This is a genomic window from Vibrio sp. B1REV9, from assembly GCF_905175395.2.
GTDB classification, from domain to species: Bacteria; Pseudomonadota; Gammaproteobacteria; order Enterobacterales; family Vibrionaceae; genus Vibrio; species Vibrio alfacsensis.
Map to the genome: position 1 here is coordinate 209,859 of NZ_CAJIMW020000221.1, position 17,356 is coordinate 227,214.

At 41.1% G+C, this 17,356-nt stretch carries 21 protein-coding genes and 2 pseudogenes; 8 read left to right on the forward strand and 15 right to left on the reverse strand.

Annotated features, from left to right (window positions below; genetic code table 11):
* Window positions 1–16 precede the first annotated feature (16 nt).
* The gene (locus tag KHN78_RS01070) at window positions 17–985 is read left to right on the forward strand and encodes an IS30-like element ISVa6 family transposase (RefSeq protein ID WP_211919396.1); all 969 of its coding nucleotides are present in this window, start codon (window positions 17–19) and stop codon (window positions 983–985) included.
* A gap of 25 nt (window positions 986–1,010) precedes the next feature.
* Here KHN78_RS01070 and KHN78_RS01075 read toward each other — a convergent pair whose 3' ends face one another.
* From KHN78_RS01075 to KHN78_RS01110, 5 genes are all read right to left on the reverse strand, one after another.
* Window positions 1,011–1,643: a DUF4145 domain-containing protein gene (locus tag KHN78_RS01075; RefSeq protein ID WP_072604793.1), complete on the reverse strand. Its 633-nt coding sequence runs from the start codon at window positions 1,641–1,643 to the stop codon at window positions 1,011–1,013.
* 138 nt (window positions 1,644–1,781) lie between these two features.
* Window positions 1,782–3,062, reverse strand: a complete 1,281-nt coding sequence (locus tag KHN78_RS01085; protein ID WP_155399305.1) for a hypothetical protein — start codon at window positions 3,060–3,062, stop codon at window positions 1,782–1,784.
* A gap of 155 nt (window positions 3,063–3,217) precedes the next feature.
* Complete coding sequence (locus tag KHN78_RS01095; RefSeq protein ID WP_223917748.1) at window positions 3,218–3,595, reverse strand: DUF2513 domain-containing protein; 378 nt, start codon at window positions 3,593–3,595, stop codon at window positions 3,218–3,220.
* 151 nt (window positions 3,596–3,746) lie between these two features.
* Window positions 3,747–4,013: a hypothetical protein gene (locus KHN78_RS01105; RefSeq protein ID WP_223917749.1), complete on the reverse strand. Its 267-nt coding sequence runs from the start codon at window positions 4,011–4,013 to the stop codon at window positions 3,747–3,749.
* Window positions 4,014–4,223: 210 nt separating this feature from the next.
* A complete protein-coding gene (locus KHN78_RS01110) occupies window positions 4,224–4,559 on the reverse strand; it encodes a hypothetical protein (RefSeq protein ID WP_069490580.1) in 336 nt (111 codons plus the stop codon).
* A gap of 740 nt (window positions 4,560–5,299) precedes the next feature.
* Here KHN78_RS01110 and KHN78_RS01125 point away from each other — a divergent pair.
* Window positions 5,300–5,548, forward strand: a complete 249-nt coding sequence (locus tag KHN78_RS01125; protein WP_005377003.1) for a type II toxin-antitoxin system Phd/YefM family antitoxin — start codon at window positions 5,300–5,302, stop codon at window positions 5,546–5,548.
* A complete protein-coding gene (locus KHN78_RS01130; RefSeq protein ID WP_005377002.1) occupies window positions 5,538–5,828 on the forward strand; it encodes a type II toxin-antitoxin system RelE family toxin in 291 nt (96 codons plus the stop codon). Before KHN78_RS01125 ends, KHN78_RS01130 begins: the two co-directional genes overlap by 11 nt.
* Before the next feature lie 125 nt (window positions 5,829–5,953).
* On the opposite strand, the gene KHN78_RS01135 is transcribed toward KHN78_RS01130, so the two are convergent.
* Together KHN78_RS01135 and KHN78_RS01145 are read right to left on the reverse strand one after the other, a co-directional pair.
* Window positions 5,954–6,469 carry a DUF6933 domain-containing protein gene (locus KHN78_RS01135; protein WP_138955697.1) on the reverse strand — a complete coding sequence of 172 codons (516 nt, stop codon included), beginning with the start codon at window positions 6,467–6,469 and terminating at the stop codon, window positions 5,954–5,956.
* A 209-nt stretch (window positions 6,470–6,678) separates the two neighbouring features.
* A complete protein-coding gene (locus KHN78_RS01145; RefSeq protein ID WP_038892302.1) occupies window positions 6,679–7,179 on the reverse strand; it encodes an opioid growth factor receptor-related protein in 501 nt (166 codons plus the stop codon).
* Between the two features lie 255 nt (window positions 7,180–7,434).
* Between KHN78_RS01145 and KHN78_RS01155 the strand changes: the two are divergent.
* Window positions 7,435–8,404: pseudogene (locus KHN78_RS01155) on the forward strand (IS30-like element ISVa6 family transposase).
* A 25-nt stretch (window positions 8,405–8,429) separates the two neighbouring features.
* Here KHN78_RS01155 and KHN78_RS01160 read toward each other — a convergent pair.
* The 8 genes from KHN78_RS01160 to KHN78_RS01230 form a co-directional block, all read right to left on the reverse strand.
* Window positions 8,430–8,708, reverse strand: coding sequence for a hypothetical protein (locus KHN78_RS01160; protein WP_211919408.1), 279 nt, complete (start codon window positions 8,706–8,708; stop codon window positions 8,430–8,432).
* Window positions 8,709–8,922: 214 nt separating this feature from the next.
* Window positions 8,923–9,189, reverse strand: coding sequence for a hypothetical protein (locus KHN78_RS01170; RefSeq protein ID WP_211919410.1), 267 nt, complete (start codon window positions 9,187–9,189; stop codon window positions 8,923–8,925).
* Between the two features lie 233 nt (window positions 9,190–9,422).
* Window positions 9,423–9,923 (reverse strand): opioid growth factor receptor-related protein, encoded by a 501-nt coding sequence (locus KHN78_RS01180; RefSeq protein WP_038892302.1) that lies wholly within the window; start codon window positions 9,921–9,923, stop codon window positions 9,423–9,425.
* A gap of 172 nt (window positions 9,924–10,095) precedes the next feature.
* The gene (locus tag KHN78_RS01190; RefSeq protein WP_211919412.1) at window positions 10,096–11,181 is read right to left on the reverse strand and encodes a hypothetical protein; all 1,086 of its coding nucleotides are present in this window, start codon (window positions 11,179–11,181) and stop codon (window positions 10,096–10,098) included.
* On the reverse strand, window positions 11,181–11,342 hold the full coding sequence (locus KHN78_RS01195) for a hypothetical protein (RefSeq protein WP_223917750.1): 162 nt from the start codon (window positions 11,340–11,342) through the stop codon (window positions 11,181–11,183). Before KHN78_RS01195 ends, KHN78_RS01190 begins: the two co-directional genes overlap by 1 nt.
* 361 nt (window positions 11,343–11,703) lie before the next feature.
* Window positions 11,704–12,180, reverse strand: coding sequence for a hypothetical protein (locus KHN78_RS01205; protein WP_211919417.1), 477 nt, complete (start codon window positions 12,178–12,180; stop codon window positions 11,704–11,706).
* 145 nt (window positions 12,181–12,325) lie between these two features.
* Window positions 12,326–12,610, reverse strand: coding sequence for a MazG nucleotide pyrophosphohydrolase domain-containing protein (locus KHN78_RS01215; protein ID WP_025640084.1), 285 nt, complete (start codon window positions 12,608–12,610; stop codon window positions 12,326–12,328).
* Between the two features lie 781 nt (window positions 12,611–13,391).
* A complete protein-coding gene (locus KHN78_RS01230; RefSeq protein WP_211919420.1) occupies window positions 13,392–13,745 on the reverse strand; it encodes a DUF6404 family protein in 354 nt (117 codons plus the stop codon).
* Between the two features lie 258 nt (window positions 13,746–14,003).
* Here KHN78_RS01230 and KHN78_RS01240 point away from each other — a divergent pair.
* The 4 genes and pseudogenes from KHN78_RS01240 to KHN78_RS01265 all read left to right on the forward strand — a co-directional run bounded on the left by KHN78_RS01240 (window position 14,004) and on the right by KHN78_RS01265 (window position 16,810).
* A pseudogene (locus tag KHN78_RS01240) lies at window positions 14,004–14,972 on the forward strand (IS30-like element ISVa6 family transposase).
* 796 nt (window positions 14,973–15,768) lie between these two features.
* Window positions 15,769–15,936 carry a hypothetical protein gene (locus KHN78_RS01250; protein WP_211919422.1) on the forward strand — a complete coding sequence of 56 codons (168 nt, stop codon included), beginning with the start codon at window positions 15,769–15,771 and terminating at the stop codon, window positions 15,934–15,936.
* Window positions 15,937–16,260: 324 nt separating this feature from the next.
* Complete coding sequence (locus KHN78_RS01260; RefSeq protein ID WP_005442033.1) at window positions 16,261–16,503, forward strand: type II toxin-antitoxin system Phd/YefM family antitoxin; 243 nt, start codon at window positions 16,261–16,263, stop codon at window positions 16,501–16,503.
* Between the two features lie 7 nt (window positions 16,504–16,510).
* A complete protein-coding gene (locus KHN78_RS01265) occupies window positions 16,511–16,810 on the forward strand; it encodes a type II toxin-antitoxin system RelE/ParE family toxin (RefSeq protein WP_033006605.1) in 300 nt (99 codons plus the stop codon).
* Window positions 16,811–17,356: the final 546 nt, after the last annotated feature.

Consider the following 17,356-nt stretch of genomic DNA (forward strand, 5'->3'; position numbering starts at 1 on the left):
CCAAGAAGTAAAAAACATGAAATACACGCACCTCACTGAGAACGAAAGGTATATGATTTCTGCGCTCAGAAAGCAAGGAATTAGTACCGCTAAAATAGCTAAACAACTGGGGCGTCACAAAGCCACTATCTATCGAGAAATTGAACGCAACTCCCGATACAACAGACACTTTAAAAGGTACTCCTATCAGGCATGGAGAGCCCAACAAATGGCTCGCAACCAGCTGAGCCAATCGCGGAGAAATAAGCGTTACAGCGAAATCGACTTCAGGTTACCTGAGGCCTTGCTACGACTGGATTGGAGCCCTGACCAAATCGTCGGATACCTAAGGGTAAGAGGCTATCCAACAATGAGTCACGAGCTCATTTATCAGCATATTTGGAACGACAAAACTCTCGGTGGAACCCTATGGAAACACCTACGCCAATCAACTAAGAAAAGGCGTAAAAGGTATAACTCAAAAGACAGCCGAGGTCGGCTGGCAGCAAAGCGTCATATTACCGAAAGACCAGCAAAAGCTGAGCATCGAAAAGAGCCTGGTCACTGGGAAATTGATACCGTCGTTGGCCGCGGAACCAAGCACTGTATCGTGACTTTAGTCGACAGAATGACTGGCTACACTTTTATCGGGCAAATGGACGATAGAACAAGCGAGTCGCTCAACGTAAGAATGAGCAAAATCATGACCCGCTCTGACTTACCTTTTAAGACGATAACTGCGGATAACGGCACTGAATTTCATGGTTACGCACAACTAGAAAAACATCATAACTGTCTGTTTTACTTTGCAAATCCATACCACTCATGGGAACGAGGCACTAATGAAAACACCAATGGCTTGATACGACAATACTTACCAAAACGAACTTCTATGTCACACGTGACACAGAAGCTCTGTAATGAAATTGCACACAAATTAAATACGCGCCCACGCAAAAGACTTGGGTATAGGACACCAACGGAGTATATTCATGCGCATCTGTAGAAAGTGTCGCACTTCAAACTTGATACTAAGCCTTGGTGTCTCGCTTTTCTACCGCACTTTTTGCGCCCTCAGGTAAGAAGGCAAAAAGTTCCGCGACCTGCTTAGGTTGCGTAATTTGATTATCAACAATCATATTGATCAGATTGAATAAAGCTGTCACAACTTGCGGGTGGTCTTCTAGCGATATTTCGCCAGGATGTACAGCGTTATTGCCCACAACTCTAACAACATCGAGCGCTTGCTGGATTTTTACGGGTAACCCATTTTTCACCAACTCCGCAATATCATCATTAATGTTCTTTCCTTTTCCACCAAGCTCTTTACAGAGTTTTTGAATACATAGACGCAATAGAGCTGCAGCGCCACGAGGAGATTTATCCGCAATTTCTCTAGCCTCTTGATAATCCTTACGACAAGATTCAGGCAAGTCTTCACTAGGAAGCGGAGCTGAAACGATAATAGGGTCAACCATGCGACTCTCACCATCTGAAACACGCCAAATTGAAAACTGTTTGCATTTATGACAAGAAGCACGCTTTAAAGGCAATGAATCATAGTGATTTCTAAGCCACTCCCAACCCATAGCTGAATAAGCACCGCAATGCGGACATGTAAAACCTTTTTTATCTAGAAAAGGTTGTTCGTAATGACTACTCATTTAATATCTCCAAAAAAGGCATAACGCCCTGTTAAGGTGTGAGCAACGCAATACCGAAGCTCCCGCATACCACCTTAAACATTAAACGCAACGCATAGTAAAAATGCCACGCGTTGCGAATCACTCTTAAACAGATTGTTAGCTTATAACTCGCAGACTCCACGATCTTAAATAATCATGATCTTGAAGACACACTGTCGATTGTTTTTTATCAATAATCTCACCGTCTAAAAAAGGAGGAATTGAAACTATTGCCTGAAAGTTCTCGTTTTCTAAAGCATTAAGAAGTGATCTAAAGCTAACTTTATCAAAGTTCACCGCAAGCCCCTCAACCAATAGTAGGGTTAATCGCTGTTTTGCTATTTCCCGAGCTTTTGTAATTTGTAAGTCCAAGATTAGTTTTGCGCGTTCACTTGTAGATAGTTGCTCGAAGGAAGCAAATCTATCTAGAGATGAGTTCTTACGCTTAAAATATAGTTCATAAAATGGCTCTTCATTCAGTTTCAGTCGAGGCTTGGTCACATAAGTATCATTTTCGTAATCCCAATCATCCTCGTCCTCAACAACTCCGGGCTCAAACTTTATTTCGCCGGGTATAAGTGTTTTAGTACCAATAGAACACAGCGACATGAGTGCTGCTTTGTCAACATTTAACACTCTTTGCATAACGTCTATATGATCTTCATGTTCATGCGCACGGAGATCACCTACATCACAATATATTACCTCTAAGTCCCCTGGAGGTAACAAGCATTCAACCCCATTTTCTAGTCTCTTAAAGTCACCGTTCACTATACTTAATGTCAAGTTTTTATTAAAAGAGTCTACGGTCGAGTATTTTACGTTTGTTTCAAAAATTGAATTCTGATTCCCGGAAAAACGTTCGGCGTACTTAGCATTAGATATAGATGCTGCAAACTCGAGTAAAGCCGTTTTACCAACTCCATTTTTACCCCAAATTAAGCTCCATCTAGATAGTTCAATATTCGGAGAGATCCCTTTGTCAGAAGCAAATTTATCTATTGCTATTGATTCAATCCAGCCTAGAGGAGATGGTGTATCATTCATTAATTTTCTTGTTCGCGCTTCAATTAATTCTTTCCATGCGAATAACGTACTAGCCGGATAATCTCTACCATTTTTTTTATCTATCAATGCTGCGTGATACTGACAGCACCATAATCCATTCTTCTCGCTGCTAATGAAATCCGCGTCTTTACCGCCCCAACCTCTAGGACCATTTTCTGAAGCACTATATATATGACAAGCTACGCCCATATTTACAGCACCATCTAGATCATAAAATGGTCCCATTGTAGGGTTCGAACATCGAGGTACCGAACACCTAGCACCTGCTTGCTTGTACAATATTTCAGGAACTTGAGGTTTAAAATCTATTCTTGTTTTTATTTTACTCAATTGTATCTCCGTAGAGTTGTAAGCTAACGCCCAATTAAGGTGTGAGGCACGCAATACCGATGCTTCCGCATAACACATTAACCATTAAACCTAACGCATAGTAAAAATGCCACGCGTGCGGAATCACTCTTGAATTGTTTGTTATAGCGTGGTGTCTAAAGTAGTAATGATTCGATTTTTTTCTTGGCAAAACCTTCTACCAACTGCTTACTTATATTTGTAAGTGACGAAAAACTAACCTCTTTAAACTCTGATTTTAGAGTATTCCAAACATCCTCACTTCGTACATTATCAATAAACTCATGACCACTCCAAGTTACTCGATAGATCCGGACATAATCAGGAATTGAAAGATTTCCTCCTCCTTCAAAATCAAAGTTACCATTGAGTAAATCTGCTTGAATAAGCAAATATAAATGATAATTAACTACACGCTCCTCATAACCGTCGATACTAATTGCACTAGAACTTGGGTTTTCCAGTTCTTCGATTGACATTAGTAACTTTCGGATCAATTCCATATCACGCTTCATCGGATACCCTCACTCTAAAAATACCTCTGCGCTATAACGCCCTGTTAAGGTGTGAGCAACGCAATACCGAAGCTCCTGCATACCACCTTAAACACCAAACGCAACGCATAGTAAAAATGCCAAGCGTTGCGAATCACTCTTAAACAGATTGTTAGGCATTTGCCAACGGGCGCAGCCGATCTGCTGGAATGTTCCAACGTTCACCATTTACAGTTGACACTGATATTGTCTTTTTATTGAACTTAACCACAACACAGACATGAACTATGCCTTTATCATCAACAAACTCCGCTGGAGAACCAAGTATGAACTGTTGCCTTTTGGCCTGAATTTCAAGTTCATCTAGGCGTTCCAAGCGAGCTACGATTCGGTTATTTAACTCAATCAATTCTTTTCGAGTTAACTTTTCAATGTCCATACTCACAAACTCTGCTACTTTGAAAATTAAGGGTATTGTATCAGCTAAATTTGATAATCTAACGATTAATGCCTAACGCCGCGTTAAGTGGTGAGCAACGCTACCACTGCACTTAAAACATTGCACCGTAAACACTAAATTTGAAGTAGAAGCAAAAATGCCGAGCGTTGGGAATCCGTCTTAAACGCTTTGTTATGGTGAAGCTCACGTTTAGCGATTTAGTTCCGTCCAACTTGAGAATAAGCCAAGATCTGTATATTGATGCTCAAAGGCACGCTTGTAACGCACACCAACATACTTTGCCTTACCTACCAAATTTAAACCCACCAAAAACTGTTTAGCAGATGACTTCCTTTCGAATACCGGAATGCCTAAAACTTCAAACTCCTTTAGGGTATCCGAGTCAACCAATATATTGCCATCATGATCATAATGTACATGTTCAAGACGAACAGTCTTAAACTCGACACTTTCTAATGAAAGACTTGGTTCAAATGCATAGAGTGCCTGATTTTTAGTTGCTGTATTTGCTAATACAAATGCCATTTTTTCTCCTAAGCCATAACGCCTTGCTAAGGTGTGAGTAACGCAATACAAAAGCTACCGCACAGCGCCTTAATCACATAAGCCACCGCATAGTAAAAATGCCACGCGTTACGAATCACTCTTAAGCAATTTGTTAGTACATGCTCTACGTCTATTTATGCGCTCCAAGATATTGAAAACTGGCATAATATGAAAGGCTTTGAACACTGAAGTGAGACGGGCAGCTACAAAACTTAAACTCGGTTGAGAGACGAGAGTTGGCTAGAAGAAAAACGCATTGAGCTCCCCTACTTTTACTGACTTCAAATTAGGAAAGGATTCGTTCCTCGCACTTCGACGGCAACACTAAAGAAAGACAATTCTGACTTAGTAAAAGCCACGAAAGAGAAGAAGCACCAAAGAAATAGGCTAAGTGTTAGAAACGGTAAACGATCAAATCAAAGCGAACACTCCACATATAGTGCCACCGGAAAGAACGTGAGACGTACAAACTGAAAGGTGTAAAGGCGAGCGCCAAAACAGATAAACACCAGAACTTGTGACCTTTAATGTCAAACCCGTACTAACGCCTTGCTAAGGTGTGAGCAACGCAATACCTTAGCCTCCGCATAATACCTTAAACACATAAACCGACGCATAGTAAAAATGCCACGCGTTGCGAATCACTCTTAAGCAACTTGTTATACCGCTTGGTTGAGGCTAAAATGACCAACATAAAGACCACTTAAGAGACCGATTATATGACCACTAGAATTTTAGCCGATGTTGCTGCAAGCATTACTGAGTTGAAAGCTAACCCTATGAAAGTTGCAACTAGTGCTTACGGCGAACCTGTTGCTGTATTAAACCGAAATGAACCAGCATTTTATTGCGTACCTGCCGAAGCGTACGAAATGATGATGGACAGACTCGAAGATCTTGAACTACTCGCTATCGCTAAAGAGCGTGAATCTGAAGAGAGCATTTCGGTAAATATTGATGACCTATAAACTCGACTTTAAAAAGAGCGCCCTCAAAGAGTGGAAAAAGCTTGGTTCTACTCTGCAACAACAATTTAAGAAAAAGCTAATCGAGCGCTTAGATAACCCACATGTTCCGGCTTCAAAACTTTCTGGAGCTGACAACATGTATAAAATTAAATTGCGTCAATCAGGCTACCGTCTCGTCTACAAAGTTGAAGATGATGTCATCATTGTAACCGTCCTAGCAGTTGGAAAGCGCGAACGTAGCGATGTTTACCGTAAAGCCATGAAAAGGTTAGATGACTGATTGCGGTATAACGCCCAATTAAGGTGTGAGCCACGCTACCACGACATTAAAATTGGACGCCGTAAACACTGAACTTGACCCAAACCAAAAATGCCAAGCGTGGGGAATCGCTCTTAAATTGTTTGTTATGTTGCCGTTCCAAAGAGCTGATGTAGAGACTCTATCGGATACTTCCACTCCAAAGTTCTTTGTGGCGTTCGATTTATACGCAACATTGCATCAGTGAAATCACAATGCTTTAACCCACCATCCATGTAAATAAAGTGCTCATAGCCACCCAAAACATCGTTCATGTTACCTAGCAACTTTTTACTTGCTGTCTTAGTAAAAAGTACATTTTCTGGTGCTTTCTCATAAGCTTCGATAATTTCAGTGGGAAAGCCCTCTAGCTCAAGTAATTGCAAGACACCATTTTTAAAGATTTTTCCAATGTCTTTTGCATGCTCTTTTCGATAACCTACCAATATAAACGACATTAAGGTTTGCTCTTCCATGAAAACCAGACACTTTCTACGGTCTGCTGTAAAAAGGTTTACATACCAATTACCTATGGTGAAGTTTTCATCTTGAACTTCAGTTAGGTCTGCTGGTTTCAAGCCTAATGCGTCTTGTACTTTCTTTGTACATCGCAACTGGTACATAAGCGCAATATCCTGATTTATAGTTAATTTTAGCTACGATAATGTGTGCTAGAGCCGATTGCAACATAACGCCCTGTTAAGGGGTGAGCAATGCAATACCGAAGTCGCCGCATACCACCTTAAACACCAAAACCAACGCATAGTAAAAATGCCACGCGCGTTGCGAATCCCTCTTGAACAGTTTGTTAGTGCGCTGTTTCAGCGATCACCTAACCTTTGAGCGCGTTACGCCAATACTCGACCGTTTTATCTGAAACCATGCCGGTTTCTCTAGTTGCAGCCACTAGAAAGTCACACAAGTTAGCAGCTATCTGCTCATTACCGAGTAAATATAAACTACGAATTGCTCGGGTCAGGCGAAGTTGGTTATGGTCATGACTTTTAAGCCAAACATGGTTAGAAGGGCTTAATGGCTGTATTGACGAAATTTCACACCCATCTCGCTGTAATCCCCAAAACTCGAGTAAAAGGTCGAGTGCTTTTAAGTGAGCAATGCGCAATTCTTCTGAGTTAGCAAAAGCCTCTCGATCTGCTTGAGTTACCAAAGGAGCATGTTGATTGAACTTAGTACCCTCATCAATCGGGAAAAGAACTTGAATATACTTATGATCATGCTCTAGCCAGAAGTGGTTGTAAGCTAACAACTGCTCTACATTACGACCAAATTTATCTGGGGCTTTACCAGATATGAAACGAGCAATTTCACTCATTTTAAATCCTGCTAATTGTAATTTTTATCTTTGCGCACTAACGCCCTGTTAAGGGGTGAGCAACGCAATACCGAAGCCGCCGCATACCACCTTAAACACTGACACCAACGCATAGTGAAAATGCCACGCGTTGCGAATCCCTCTTGAACAGTTTGTTAGGCGACTTGGATTCAAGTACGAAGTGCGACACCTCTGAACATAAAAACAGTGAGATGCGATAATCATGAAGTTTGCTCCCGCCAAGAAGTAAAAAACATGAAATACACGCACCTCACTGAGAACGAAAGGTATATGATTTCTGCGCTCAGAAAGCAAGGAATTAGTACCGCTAAAATAGCTAAACAACTGGGGCGTCACAAAGCCACTATCTATCGAGAAATTGAACGCAACTCCCGATACAACAGACACTTTAAAAGGTACTCCTATCAGGCATGGAGAGCCCAACAAATGGCTCGCAACCAGCTGAGCCAATCGCGGGAGAAATAAGCGTTACAGCGAAATCGACTTCAGGTTACCTGAGGCCTTGCTACGACTGGATTGGAGCCCTGACCAAATCGTCGGATACCTAAGGGTAAGAGGCTATCCAACAATGAGTCACGAGCTCATTTATCAGCATATTTGGAACGACAAAACTCTCGGTGGAACCCTATGGAAACACCTACGCCAATCAACTAAGAAAAGGCGTAAAAGGTATAACTCAAAAGACAGCCGAGGTCGGCTGGCAGCAAAGCGTCATATTACCGAAAGACCAGCAAAAGCTGAGCATCGAAAAGAGCCTGGTCACTGGGAAATTGATACCGTCGTTGGCCGCGGAACCAAGCACTGTATCGTGACTTTAGTCGACAGAATGACTGGCTACACTTTTATTGGGCAAATGGACGATAGAACAAGCGAGTCGCTCAACGTAAGAATGAGCAAAATCATGACCCGCTCTGACTTACCTTTTAAGACGATAACTGCGGATAACGGCACTGAATTTCATGGTTATGCACAATTAGAAAAACATCATAACTGCCTGTTTTACTTTGCAAATCCATACCATTCATGGGAGCGAGGCACTAATGAAAACACCAATGGCTTGATACGACAATACTTACCAAAACGAACTTCTATGTCACACGTAACACAGAAGCTCTGCAATGAAATTGCACACAAATTAAATACGCGCCCACGCAAAAGGCTTGGGTATAGAACACCAACGGAGTATATTCATGCGCATCTGTAAAAAGTGTCGCACTTCAAACTTGATACTAGGCGACATTTCTACGTTTAACTTCTTTCTCATACGAAGATTCGTTGTATAGCCAGATAGCCCAAAATGCGAAAAACATCCAGATCGTGTAAATTGAATAATTAAGAGCATTATCCGATAAGAAAATCGTAATGCTTGCCGCATCAGAAGTTGGATAAAGGAAAATAACATTAAAAATCATGTACAAAATGGCTGTGACGAAAGTTGTTCTGAAAAGCCAATTTAAACATCCTTTCTTTCGAGATTTTTGCCAATTATCAAATGCTTTACCATTCATTAATCCACTCCTTTTCTATTAACTGAAGCTAGATTCACGCCAAGATACTATCACTACTCTATCATTTATCTCATGTCGCCTAACGCCATGTTAAGGGGTGAGCGACGCAATACCGATGTTGCCGCAACCACCTTAATCGCTAAAATCAACGCATGGTGAAAATGCCACGCGTTGCGAATCCCTCTTGAACATTTTGTTATACGCGTAGTCACGTTTACAACTGAATATCCACTTTATTACGAATGTAAGTAGGAATCGATAATTGCTCATCAAGGTCTTTGTATTTGGGACTTTTAGGCATTGAATCAATGATAGTGCTGAGTTCATCGTAACTGATGTCCACAACACGACAAGCTGTCATAAGACCATTAATGAAGTGCTTTTTGTCGCGTTTTTGCGACTTCTCGCTAGCGGGAATTGATGAGTAAACTTCACACTCTTTTGATAGTAATGCTAGCAACTCTGCCTTTTGTAACTCCATGATTACCCTTGATAATGATGAAAACCTATTATCCAACATGCAGCTAACCAATTGCTTTAAATTGATTACTGCTACGTTTAACCTTTAGCGTATAACGCCCTGTTAAGGGGTGAGCAATGCAATACCGAAGTCGCCGCATACCACCTTAAACACCAAAACCAACGCATAGTAAAAATGCCACGCGTTGCGAATCCCTCTTGAACAGTTTGTTAGTGCGCTGTTTCAGCGATCACCTAACCTTTGAGCGCGTTACGCCAATACTCGACCGTTTTATCTGAAACCATGCCGGTTTCTCTAGTTGCAGCCACTAGAAAGTCACACAAGTTAGCAGCTATCTGCTCATTACCGAGTAAATATAAACTACGAATTGCTCGGGTCAGGCGAAGTTGGTTATGGTCATGACTTTTAAGCCAAACATGGTTAGAAGGGCTTAATGGCTGTATTGACGAAATTTCACACCCATCTCGCTGTAATCCCCAAAACTCGAGTAAAAGGTCGAGTGCTTTTAAGTGAGCAATGCGCAATTCTTCTGAGTTAGCAAAAGCCTCTCGATCTGCTTGAGTTACCAAAGGAGCATGTTGATTGAACTTAGTACCCTCATCAATCGGGAAAAGAACTTGAATATACTTATGATCATGCTCTAGCCAGAAGTGGTTGTAAGCTAACAACTGCTCTACATTACGACCAAATTTATCTGGGGCTTTACCAGATATGAAACGAGCAATTTCACTCATTTTAAATCCTGCTAATTGTAATTTTTATCTTTGCGCACTAACGCCCAATTAAGGTGTGAAGCACGCATCCACTACACTTAATTTGACCACCGTAAACACTAAGCTTAACCCAAACCGAAAATGCCAAGCGTGCTGAATCACTCTTAAATTGTTTGTTATAACAAGATAAAACCTAGCCTCTTAAGTCAATTTTTTCGACATCAAAGCCAAAGATCTCATCGGGTTTAGATTCCACAACAACTAATTCAATATGTTGCTCTTTAATGATATGAATTTGGTTGGCATAATTTTTTGCGCGTGGGAAGACTCGCCAAGAGATTGGCTCACTAGCGTAATGAGTAACCTCTTTATTGAGTAATGTAAACAACCCTTTATCAGTTTCAATCGCAGTTCCGAAAGCTGCAGTTCTTGCTTTCAGGACTTTATCTATAATTACAATATCCGGGTATTCTTCGTACTCTTGACTCAGCACACTCCCGCTACAAACTGTACCACTTTCAGTTATGGAAAACGTTTTATCACCTGCAACCCATGCGTTCTTAAAATAGCCTAACTGATTTATAGACGGTTTAATTTGTTTAATACCTTTAACCGATTCGAAATACTCTCTATTAGAGTCAAAATCTGATTTACTTGGCATAGACTTAAAATCACAGCGAACAATTGAGCTCATTGTTTCTGCAAATAGTGTCGTTGATTGCCAATCAACTTCTAAGCACGTATCACTTACGATTTGCTTAATATTGTCTCGATTAAAAAATTTAGAAAACGGAGTATATGACAATACGCCCGACTGCCCAGCAGCGAACGCTAGGCGGCCATGCGAATTAGGTGATAGTGTAAACACCATCTCATCAAACATGGTTAGTTCACCGCTTAGTTCACCTGTTAAGTAATTAAGACTTAAACATTGCACACCTTTTTCTGAAGCAATATACAGCTTATTTGAAAATATGTTGATATCAGTAGGCCAAACACCAACCTCATAACTTGAAAGTTTGTGATTATTTAGAATATCCTTTGCTACAGTAATAGAATCAATACCATTAGTAGAAATTTTATTTCTACTATCTTTGATCAGTTCTTTAATAGATAGTGAATCAAAGAAGTTTACACCTTTTAGCGCCTCTTCGAATATGTCCTCCCACTTATATACCGATAATATATAATTTGAATCCACTAGGAAAAGAAGGCCAGAGTAAATATATGAATCGACATAGTCACCTTCAATGATGATTTTAAACTCATTGTTAGTCATTACCACTTGCCCTTAGTGATTCTCGATTGAATATGCTTATTGATAATACCACTATTTTTCCAGCTATCGAGGACCGTTGTCGGCGGACGATCCGCTTGCCTTGAAGGTACTACTGGGTAACCATGCCACTCCCCATTGTGGTCAGTTACGTACTTAGCCATGTACGCACTTGCTGTCCCGTTGTTACCTATTTCAGTATAGTTACCTATAGAGCCCTCAATAGACCAAACATTATTTTTTCCACAAACCCATTCTTTTTTTTGTCCTTCGACAAATAAATTTAGCTCGACCCATTCCGAAACTGTCCATTGAGTGCAGTCCTCTTTAGGTTTTTGAGCTCTATGTTTTGGGTTAACTTTATAGCTACTTAATTTCAATTTTCACCTACTAGTTATAACGCCCTGTTAAGGTGTGAGCAACGCAATACCGAAGCTACCGCATACCACCCTAAACACTAAAAGCAACGCATAGTAAAAATGCCACGCGTTGCGAATCACTCTTAAACAGTTTGTTATGTCGTACCTACAAAGATACACTTTCCTCAAATCCAGCACACGTAACTTTCAAAGTAGAACTGGAAGAATGTGGCTTTAGCGGTATGAAAGAAAAATGTGCTATTTGTTTATTATCCAGAAACCCCAGCCATGCTTTACCGTTATGCTTGTTTAACGGCACCATTGTCATCGCAGGGAATGAAATCGTTTTATTGGTTATATTACTGTTGAACAAACTCGACTTTTCATAGCCTTGCATATAATAGCCTTGTCCAAGCTCCTCGCCATAGCTCAAACTAAAATCAAAACAAGGTGCTTCATCGTTATTAAATACAAAAACCTTATAACAATCCTTTTCACCTGAGCATGTTGTTTTTTCAGTTTCAATACTCAATTTCGTTGTTTTAGCCTGTAGAGAAATATAAAGCGAATATCCTGCGATACCAAGTGAAAATATAGCAACCATTAACGTTAATTTTTCGTTGATTGTTAATTTAAAATTCATTGTTTTCTCCTTAGACATAACGCCTTGTTAAGGGGTGAAGCACGCAACACCGATGCTACCGCATACCGCCTTAATCACTAAAACCAACGCATAGTAAAAATGCCACGCGTGCTGAATCCCTCTTGAACAACTTGTTATACGCGCCCTATCGGTTGTACTTAACTTTATTCAAAACTTCTTTTAGTTCATGCGTTTTCTCAAGGTTTACACCGTGAATATTGGCTAGAGCACAAACATAATACAAAACGTCATATAACTCTTCTGCGACTGAACCTTTGAGCTCATCTAGCGTTGGTTGCCCACTTTTGCCTTTGCGAATAGATTCCGATAATTCGCCAACTTCTTCGATTAGTTTTAAAAAATAGTGTTCAGATTGCTCTGGCGCATAATCGAATTCTTTTATATGACTTTGTAACTCAGATAACTTCATAACGTCCTTTTTGTATCATTTTCCATAAAGCGTATAACGCCCTGCTAAGGGGTGAGCAACGCAATACCGAAGCCGCCGCAAACTACCTTAATCACTAAATTCAACGCATAGTAAAAATGCCACGCGTTGCGAATCCCTCTTGAGCAGTTTGTTAGTCGCGAGGCACCGAGCGACAATTTTAAGCCGAACTAAACTTTGCGAACAACAAACTTTATGTGCTTTGATGCACTTAAGTCAGGCGTAGTCTCAAAGCGGCTATTCAATGAAACCACTTGGAACAAACAACGCCGCAGAAAACGGACTGACAACACCAAAAGCGCTTTTGGAAAACCAATCTCACAGTGCGGACTTTCAACAAAGTCACTGAAACCACGTGGAATTTACAACACCAGAGAAAACGTCATTTCAGCGAGTAAATCGGCTTTTGTACCCAACAAACTCAACGAGCGGAGTTGCAACCAAAAACAGACTCTCGATTGCCCTGCTCTGTCAGCACCAAAGAACAAAACACGCTAGGACAATTGCAAAGCTTGGACCTAAAACAGCTGAAAATGTGTTTGGACCAACGTCGATGAACCTGTGAACCGGACAAACAGTTGCCAAATATTGAGCTTAGAAACATGATTTTGATTGCTAGCTTTTTCTGGCGACTAACGCCCTGTTAAGGGGTGAGCAACGCAATACCAAAGCCGCCGCATACCACCTTAAACACTAAAACCAACGCATAGTAAAAATGCCACGCGTTGCGAATCCCTCTTGAACAGTTTGTTAGGTTTTGGGCTTATTCCCCCAGTGAACCCCAATCTGTTAGATTTAATTGCTTACGCCTAATGTAATAGAAGGTTGCCATAACCAAGCCAAACAAAGCGCCAGTAAGTAACGAAATGAAAACAGCTTCTAAAACTAGTTTACCTAACTCGTCCCACACAAGAAACCATTGAAAGACTCCCCAAACAGGAGCAAAGAAAGCCACACAAAGCATAACGTTTGAAAAGAAGCTTTGATAATAAGGCGGTGGAAAACACAGTCCTAGTTTACGTAACAACTTTACAAGTGGAGGATTGTAGTTCGACTTCCAAACACCTTTGTCACTTAATTCTTTGTGCGCCAGTTGTAGCTTCGTTTCATAATCCATGATCCAAAATCCTTGTATTCGATGTTTCCCGCGGAGAAACCTAACGCCTTGCTAAGGTGTGAGTAACGCAATACAAAAGCTACCGCACAGCGCCTTAATCACATAAGCCACCGCATAGTAAAAATGCCACGCGTTACGAATCACTCTTAAGCAATTTGTTAGTACACTTGGATTCAAGTACGAAGTGCGACACCTCTGAACATAAAAACAGTGAGATGCGATAATCATGAAGTTTGCTCCCGCCAAGAAGTAAAAAACATGAAATACACGCACCTCACTGAGAACGAAAGGTATATGATTTCTGCGCTCAGAAAGCAAGGAATTAGTACCGCTAAAATAGCTAAACAACTGGGGCGTCACAAAGCCACTATCTATCGAGAAATTGAACGCAACTCCCGATACAACAGACACTTTAAAAGGTACTCCTATCAGGCATGGAGAGCCCAACAAATGGCTCGCAACCGGCTGAGCCAATCGCGGAGAAATAAGCGTTACAGCGAAATCGACTTCAGGTTACCTGAGGCCTGCCTTGCTACGACTGGATTGGAGCCCTGACCAAATCGTCGGATACCTAAGGGTAAGAGGCTATCCAACAATGAGTCACGAGCTCATTTATCAGCATATTTGGAACGACAAAACTCTCGGTGGAACCCTATGGAAACACCTACGCCAATCAACTAAGAAAAGGCGTAAAAGGTATAACTCAAAAGACAGCCGAGGTCGGCTGGCAGCAAAGCGTCATATTACCGAAAGACCAGCAAAAGCTGAGCATCGAAAAGAGCCTGGTCACTGGGAAATTGATACCGTCGTTGGCCGCGGAACCAAGCACTGTATCGTGACTTTAGTCGACAGAATGACTGGCTACACTTTTATCGGGCAAATGGACGATAGAACAAGCGAGTCGCTCAACGTAAGAATGAGCAAAATCATGACCCGCTCTGACTTACCTTTTAAGACGATAACTGCGGATAACGGCACTGAATTTCATGGTTACGCACAACTAGAAAAACATCATAACTGTCTGTTTTACCAAATCCATACCACTCATGGGAACGAGGCACTAATGAAAACACCAATGGCTTGATACGACAATACTTACCAAAACGAACTTCTATGTCACACGTGACACAGAAGCTCTGTAATGAAATTGCACACAAATTAAATACGCGCCCACGCAAAAGACTTGGGTATAGGACACCAACGGAGTATATTCATGCGCATCTGTAGAAAGTGTCGCACTTCAAACTTGATACTAAGACATGCGCTACTTCTATTTGTGCACTCCAAGATATTGAAAAGGGGCATGGTATGAAAGACTTTGAACACTGAAGTGAGACGGGCAGCTACAAAACTTTACCGCCACTGAGAGACGAAAGTTGGCTAGAAGAAAAACGCACTGAACAGCCCTACTTTCACTGGCTTAAAATTAGAAAAGGATTCTTTCCTCGTACTTCAACAGCCACACCAAAAGTAACCAAGGTTCTCTCAAAAGCCACCACGAAAATGAAGAAGCGCCAAAGAAATAGACTAAAAGTTAGAAGCCGTAAACGGTGAAATCAAAGCAAACACTCCGCATATAGTGCCACCGGAAAGAACGTGAAAGGTACAAACTGAAAAGGTGTAAAGACGAGCGCCAAAACAGATAAACACCAAAACTGATGACCTTTGATGCTAAACCCGTACTAACGCCCTGCTAAGGGGTGAGCAACGCAATACCAATGCTACCGCAAACCACCTTAATCACTAAATTCAACGCATAGTAAAAATGCCACGCGTTGCGAATCCCTCTTGAGCAGTTTGTTAGTCGCGAGGCACCGAGCGACAATTTTAAGCCGAACTAAACTTTGCGAACAACAAACTTTATGTGCTTTGATGCATTTAAGTCAGGCGTAGTCTCAAAGCGGCTACTCAATGAAACCACTTGAAACATAAAACGCCGTAGAAAACGGACTGACAACACCAAAAAGCGCTTTTGGAAAACCAATCTCACAGTGCGGACTTTCAACAAAGTCACTGAAACCACGTGGAACTTACAACACCAGAGAAAACGTCTTTTCAGCAAGTAAATAAGCCTTTAAACCAACAAACTCACCGAGCAGATTTGCAACCAAAAACAGACTTTCGATTGCCCCGCTCTATCACCACCAAAGAACTAAACAACCGCTTAGAAAATAGCAATGCATTGATTTAGAACCAATGAAAATGAGCTTTGACCGTCGAAGATAGACAATAAACCAAGCAATCAGTAACCCAAGTTTTGAGCTTAGAAACATGATTTTGATTGCTAGCTTTTTCTGGCGACTAACGCCCTGCTAAGGGGTGAGCAACGCAATACAAAAGCCGCTGCAAACCACCTCAATCACTAAATTCAACGCATAGTGAAAATGCCACGCGTTGCGAATCCCTCTTGAGCAGTTTGTTAGTTTGCATTTCGTACAAATCGCACGATTTAATTAAATTGAACATTTCATGCGATACATTATAATCTAACTGTACACTCAATTGGGAACTGACCATGCATACATTAACAGCCAATGATGCCAAACGAAATTTCGGCGAACTACTTCTAAGCGCACAACGCGAGCCAGTAAAAATCAGCAAAAACAGTAAAGATACTGTCGTTGTCATGTCCATTCGTGACTTTGAAGAGCTAGAAGCTATGAAAGTTGAGTACCTCAAACACTGCTTTAAGTCAGCTAAAGAAGACTTGAACAATGGAAACACTGTTGATGGTGAAAGCTTTCTGAACTCGCTGTAACTAACTTATGCAAAAGAACAAATACAAGCTAAGTAACTTAGCGCAATCTCACTTGCGCAAAGTAAAAAACTACACTGTTGAAAACTTTTCTGAATTACAGTGGCGTAACTACAAAGATACTCTGCTATCAGGGTTTCAGATGCTAGCTGATAATCCAGGCTTAGGAAGAAGTTGTGACGAGATATACCCAAATGGCTTTTATTTCCCGATTGGAAAACACACAGCTTATTTCACCAAAGAACATGACTTTATCTTAGTCGTTGCTGTCTTAGGTCAATCACAGCTACCCCAGAATCATCTGAAATAACACGACTTTCACCCTAGAAATAATAACTGGGGTGAGAGTTTATCCATGCAAACTAACGCCTTGCTAAGGTGTGAGTAACGCAATACAAAAGCTACCGCACAGCGCCTTAATCACATAAGCCACCGCAAAGTAAAAATGCCACGCGTTACGAATCACTCTTAAGCAATTTGTTAGTACATGCGCTACTTCTATTTATGCGCTCCAAGATATTGAAAACTGAGATGATATGAAAGGCTTTGAACACTGAAGTGAGACGGGCAGCTACAAAACTTTACCCCGATTGAAAGACGAAAGTTGGCTAGAAGAAAAACGCACTGAACTGCCCTACTTTCACTTGCTTCAAATTAGAAAAGGATTCTTTCCTCGCACTTCAACAGCCACAACAAAAGTAATCAAGGTTCTCTCAAAAGCCACCACGAAAATGAAGAAGCACCAAAGAAATAGGCTAAGAGTTAGAAGCCGTAAACGATGAAATCAAAGCGAACACTTCGCATATAGTGCCACCGGAAAGAACGTGAAAGGCACTAACTGAAAGGTGTAAATACG